The sequence below is a fragment of the Roseomonas sp. KE0001 genome, from assembly GCF_016107285.1.
In the GTDB taxonomy this organism is placed as follows: domain Bacteria; phylum Pseudomonadota; class Alphaproteobacteria; order Acetobacterales; family Acetobacteraceae; genus Pseudoroseomonas.
This window is the reverse complement of record NZ_RCVQ01000028.1, coordinates 1-4,884: the sequence shown is the minus strand read 5'-3', so window position 1 is coordinate 4,884 and position 4,884 is coordinate 1. Positions and strand designations below refer to the sequence as shown.

At 64.3% G+C, this 4,884-nt stretch carries 4 protein-coding genes and 2 pseudogenes; 3 read left to right on the top strand and 3 right to left on the bottom strand.

The features are described from left to right. The first annotated feature begins 229 nt into the window (after positions 1 to 229). Both D9598_RS20710 and D9598_RS20705 read left to right on the top strand, forming a co-directional pair. Positions 230 to 790: a ferritin-like domain-containing protein gene (locus D9598_RS20710; RefSeq protein ID WP_198368376.1), complete on the top strand. Its 561-nt coding sequence runs from the start codon at positions 230 to 232 to the stop codon at positions 788 to 790. A 240-nt stretch (positions 791 to 1,030) separates the two neighbouring features. Beyond that, positions 1,031 to 1,295, top strand: a pseudogene (locus tag D9598_RS20705) (transposase); the annotation flags it as partial. Positions 1,296 to 1,298: 3 nt separating this feature from the next. Here D9598_RS20705 and D9598_RS20700 read toward each other — a convergent pair. Both D9598_RS20700 and D9598_RS20695 read right to left on the bottom strand, forming a co-directional pair. Beyond that, positions 1,299 to 2,603, bottom strand: coding sequence for a sodium:proton antiporter (locus D9598_RS20700; protein ID WP_198368374.1), 1,305 nt, complete (start codon positions 2,601 to 2,603; stop codon positions 1,299 to 1,301). Between the two features lie 85 nt (positions 2,604 to 2,688). Beyond that, positions 2,689 to 2,826, bottom strand: coding sequence for a hypothetical protein (locus D9598_RS20695; RefSeq protein WP_157985959.1), 138 nt, complete (start codon positions 2,824 to 2,826; stop codon positions 2,689 to 2,691). 94 nt (positions 2,827 to 2,920) lie between these two features. Here D9598_RS20695 and D9598_RS20690 point away from each other — a divergent pair. Continuing rightward, positions 2,921 to 3,723 (top strand): annotated as a pseudogene (locus D9598_RS20690) (IS5 family transposase). Positions 3,724 to 3,965: 242 nt separating this feature from the next. Here the strand turns inward: D9598_RS20690 and D9598_RS20685 are convergent. Further along, positions 3,966 to 4,884: replication protein RepA (locus D9598_RS20685; protein WP_232477497.1), on the bottom strand; the 919-nt coding region annotated here is incomplete at its 5' end.

The window sequence follows — 4,884 nt, the reverse complement described above, 5'->3', positions numbered from 1 at the left end:
CCCAAGCGTAACCCATTAGGGGCATCCATAAACCGGTAACGGAACCGACGGCCTGCTGAACAGTTCTTAGTGCAACGCTTCGCTTGGCATTTGACAACGGTGAGTAGCCATGCCGTGGCCAAGGCGATCGGAAGCTGAAGCGCTACCCTAGCGTTTCTGAGAGGCAAACTCCTGCATAACCCCTCTCCGTTCCACCTCGCTTCCACAGCGGCAGCAAAGGATTCAACGCATGGCCGAGAAGACTCTGAACGACGCCTTCTACGAGACGCTGAAGGATGTCTACTACGCCGAGAAGCAGTCGGTGAAAGCACTGAAGAAGTCGGCCAAGGCCGCGCAGGCGCCGGAACTGAAGCAGGCTTTCACCAAGCACGCTGAGGAAAGCGCTGTTCAGGTCGAGCGCCTGGTCCAGGTGTTCGAATCCATTGACAAAGCCGCGCGTGCCAAGACCTGTGAAGCAATGCAGGGCCTTACGGCCGAGATGGAAGAGGATATCGGTGACTTTGCCGGCACGGAAGCAGCCGATGATGTACTGATCGGATGTGCACAAGCCATCGAGCATTACGAGATTGCCCGCTACGGCTTGCTGAAGACTTGGGCGGCCAAGTTGGGCTACGGCGAAGCAGAAGCCCTGCTCGCGGAGACCCTTGAGGAGGAAAAAAAGACCGACGCGCTCCTGACCCAGATTGCCGAAGGTCAGGGCGCTGCGAAGACGGATGGCGAGGGCGTCGCCTCCGGCAATGACGATGCCCCACGCACGACCCCGAAGAGCAAGAGAAAAGCCGGCGCCTGAGGCATCAGGATTGCGCTGCTCCAGCCTTGAGCGCTGGAGCAGCCAGTTCCTCTCAGAGCCTGTTTGAGCGGTTTCAGACTGGGTTGATGAGGGCCTCAGTTAAGGCGAGGGCGGCGGCGCAGGCAGTGCGTGCTGCGGAGACGTCGAGGCGTCCAGCCCGGTCGCGGAGCAGGCCACTGATCTTCCTTCGAATTGATGGGTACCCCTAAGTAAGCTCCACGAGAGCGAGGAAGGTGTCCGATGAACAAGACACGGCGAGAGTTCACGCCGGAGTTCAAGCAGGAGGCGGTCGCGCTGTTGCGCTCCAGCGGCCGGCCGCTGACGCAAGTCGCGGGCGAGTTGGGGATCCAGCCCTCCATGCTGCGCTGCTGGCGGCAGCGGCAGAATGGTGAGGGGCCGCGGCCGCAGCCCGTCACGTCAGGCCTGATATTCACCGCATCTCGTACGCCTTCGAGTAAGTGCCTTGCTCATCGCCCGAGCGCGTCTTGAGATCTCCCGACGTCGCCATCTACGCCGCCGGTCCCTTCAGGCCTGGCGGCGGCGTCGCATCATCGGCATCCGGGTCACGGCCGAGCCGCCGGTCGATGAGCCGCATGATCGGTGTGACGCTCAGCCCATGCAGCAGGATGGAGAACAGCACCACCACGCCGACAAAGCCCCAGAGCCGCCCGGCCTCCGCCACGTCCATCCGGTTCAGGCCATAGGCCAGGTAGTAGAGCGAGCCGACCCCGCGAATACCGAAGAAGGCGAGCGTTAGCTTCTCGCCGAGGTCAGCCTGGAACCCGGCCAGGCCGAGCCACCCCGTCACCGGGCGGACCACCAGCAGGATCAAGAGGGCCAGGGCCATCTCGACCCAGGACACCGGCGCCAGCAGGCCGCTGACCAGCGCACCGCCGAAAAGCAGCAGCAGCACCATCATCGCCAGGCGCTCGATCTGTTCGGTCACCTCGTGCATCTGCGTGTGAAAGTCATGCTCGCGATGCGCCCGGCGGAAACTCAGCGCGGTGACGAACACGGCCAGGAAGCCATAGCAATGGATGATTTCCGTCAACCCGTAGGACACCAGCGTCGCGGACAAGCCGATCAGCCCGTCCCGCGTCCTGGCCAGCCGGGTCTCGGCCGGCACATGGAAGGTGAGCCAGCCAAAGGCACGGCCAATCAGCCAGCCGGCGCCGATCCCGGCGCCGATCTCCCACAGCACCCGGTAGCCGAGCCATTCAGCAAGCCAGGGCTTGTCCGTGCCTGCCACGGCGGCCAGCATGATGGCCAGATGCACGAACGGGAATGCCAGCCCATCATTGAGCCCCGCCTCGGAGGTGAGGCCGAAGCGGACCTCGTCCTCCTCGCCGCTCTTGGGCGGGCCGACCTGGACATCGGCCGCCAGCACCGGATCAGTCGGCGCCAGGCTGGCGGCGAGCAGCAGCGCGGAAGCCCAGGACAGGCCGAGCCCCCAGGCGGTCAATCCGGCGATGGCCAGGATGCCGAGCGGCATGGTGATGCCCAGCAGGCGCCACGTCACCGCCCATCGCCGCCACCCGAAGACACGATCGAGCCGCAGCCCTGCACCCATCAGCGCGATGATCACGACGAACTCGGTGAAACGCTCGGTGATCCGCGGATAGTCCAGCGGCAACGGCCGCAGCATCAAGCCAGGCAGCGAGAACAGCATCGCGCCGAGCGCGATGCAGACGATCGGCAGCGACAGTGGCAGGCGGCGAAGCGCGAGCGGCAGCCAGGCCACCAGGGCGATGAGCACACCAAAGCCGGTGAGCGCCAGGATATAGGGATCGGGCAACCAGTCGGCATCGGGCATGCCCTACCTAACGGCCTGGCCGGGCAAACGTTCATCGTTCCCTTACCCGGCCTTACGGCGTTTCAAATTCGATAACCAACCCATCTCATGTGGTTTGGGTGAGATGCCTCAACTCCGGCTCATTGGAACGCACCACCAGTTCCAACCCGTCTCCGTTGATGATGTAGGTGGCGAGCCAGCGCACGATATTGGCTTTGCGGGGTTGGCCGTTCTCCCGACTCATGCCGCCCCTTTTTTCTACTAGAGCCCCTTTTTCCGGTTCCGCAGGGGCGAACTAAAAGTTCGGGACAAAACCTGCTGCGGGGCGTTGATGAGGGATGGCGCTTCTCGTTCCTGACGACCTCTGGGCTGTGGTCGAGCCGCTGCTGCCGCGGGGGCGGCCAAAGCCGAAGGGCGGCCGCCCACGAGCCTCTGACCGCGCGGCCCTTGCCGGGATCCTGTTCGTGCTGCGGACGGGCATCCAATGGCACGAACTTCCATCCGAATTGGGGTGCTGCGGCAAGACGTGCTGGCGGCGGCTGGGCGAGTGGCATGCTGCCGGGGTCTGGGCGGGCCTGCACCGGATCTTGCTGGAGCAGCTCCAGGATGCCGGAGCCTTGGACTGGCACCGAGCGGCGCTCGACAGCGCCAGCCTGCCCGCGAAAAAGGGGGTGCGGGGGTCGGCCCGAACCCGACGGACCGTGGCAGGCCAGGCACGAAGCGGCATCTCGTCACGGACACCCGCGGCACGCCATTGGGCCTGACGCTGAGCGGCGCCAACTGCCACGACAGCCGGATGCTCGCCCCTACTCTTGATGCCGTGCCGCACGTCCGGATCGGCGGCCCCGGCCGACCCCGCCGCAGGCCGCGCAAACTGCACGCCGACAAGGCTTACGATCATCGCCGGTGCCGTTAGGAATGCCGCGCCCGTGGCATCGCCCCGCGTATCGCGCGCCGTGGCATCGAGAGCAGTCAGCGGCTCGGCAAGCACAGGTAGGTGGTCGAACGCACTTTCGCCTGGCTGAACCGCTTCCGGCGTCTGACCGTCCGCTATGAACGCCGCGTTGACCTGCACCTTGCCCTGACGACACTCGCCTGCGCCATCATCTGCCTACGGCAAATCCGCCGGTTTTGTCCTTAGTTTTTAATCCCCAACCAGCGCCAGCCCAGCTACAGGAAGAATAGAGGTTTATAGATAATAGGTTTGTGTCACCGATTACACGCGGGCTTTGTCACCGATTACACGCGAGAACCGTCACCGATTGCCTGTGGATATCGGCGGCTATCCACCAGCCTTCTCTGTCACCGATTGCACGCGGCCAGCTTGCCCGTATGCCAAGGCCACGCTTCTAGCGTCACCGATTGCACGCGGCCTGATGCCTCTCAGATAAAGTCCGGGCTGGAGGTGTCACCGATTGCACGTGGCACCGACACCAGCAGTTTCTTCACCGGCGGCTGCGAATGGGTCAGGGTCATGCCCCCGCCGTCTGTCTCTAGCCGTGCCTCGGGGTAAACCGCCCTTACCTCGGCCAACTGGCGCAGGAAGAAGGCCCGGAACTGCCTAATCTGGGCATATCCCAGCCCGAACTGCTCATGCAGGGCCGTCCACGGCACGAACTGCGGCTTGCCTTCGGGGATGCGGTGGAGCCGCTGGGCGAGCCAGCAATACACGTCCAGTGCCACGGCGGAGTCCCTGAGCGCCGATATCGCCCGCTCATCGAGCGGCACGGCATGGCGGGTCAGGCTGTCGTAATAGTCGAGCGAGAGCTTCAGGGTGGACGGCCATAGCACCCGCTGGCTCTGATCCTTGTCGAACCAGAGATTGAAGGCTCCAACCACCTTCGTATCGACCTGCAGAGCATGGTCGCCGTTGACGATGCCCATTCGAAAGGTAGCAGCGGCCAAGGCGGAGAGCTGGGCTTTCAGCATGCGGACCTGGCGGCCATCCTGCGTCTTGCCCATCAGCCGCCGGAAAAAGGCGGTCATGCTGTCCTCAACCGGGATGATGGGCGACTGACGCCGCACCGCTTCCCCGTTCATGTGCATCAGCAGGAGCCGCGCTTTCGGGCCATAGGGCAGCGGTAGCTGCGTGTAGCGGCTCGTCTTAGGGTCCAGCACCTCGCCCGCCTGTACCAGCAGCGTGGCGCGCCCCTGACGCTTCTCCCAGCGCAGCACGCCTTCTGGCGGCTTCGCGGCAGGTAGAGAGGTCTGGCACAGGATGGAATGTTGATAGGCGATATCGTCCGGCTCACCCTCGCGGATGTCGGTAGCGGCCTCGATCAACCGCCTCTGGAGCGGGCTA

Coding starts and splice junctions, on each gene's coding strand:
- D9598_RS20695 (WP_157985959.1), bottom strand. CDS start 2,826: ATGAGTCGGGAGAACGGCCAACCCCGCAAAGCCAATATCGTGCGCTGG.
- D9598_RS20710 (WP_198368376.1), top strand. CDS start 230: ATGGCCGAGAAGACTCTGAACGACGCCTTCTACGAGACGCTGAAGGAT.
- D9598_RS20700 (WP_198368374.1), bottom strand. CDS start 2,603: ATGCCCGATGCCGACTGGTTGCCCGATCCCTATATCCTGGCGCTCACC.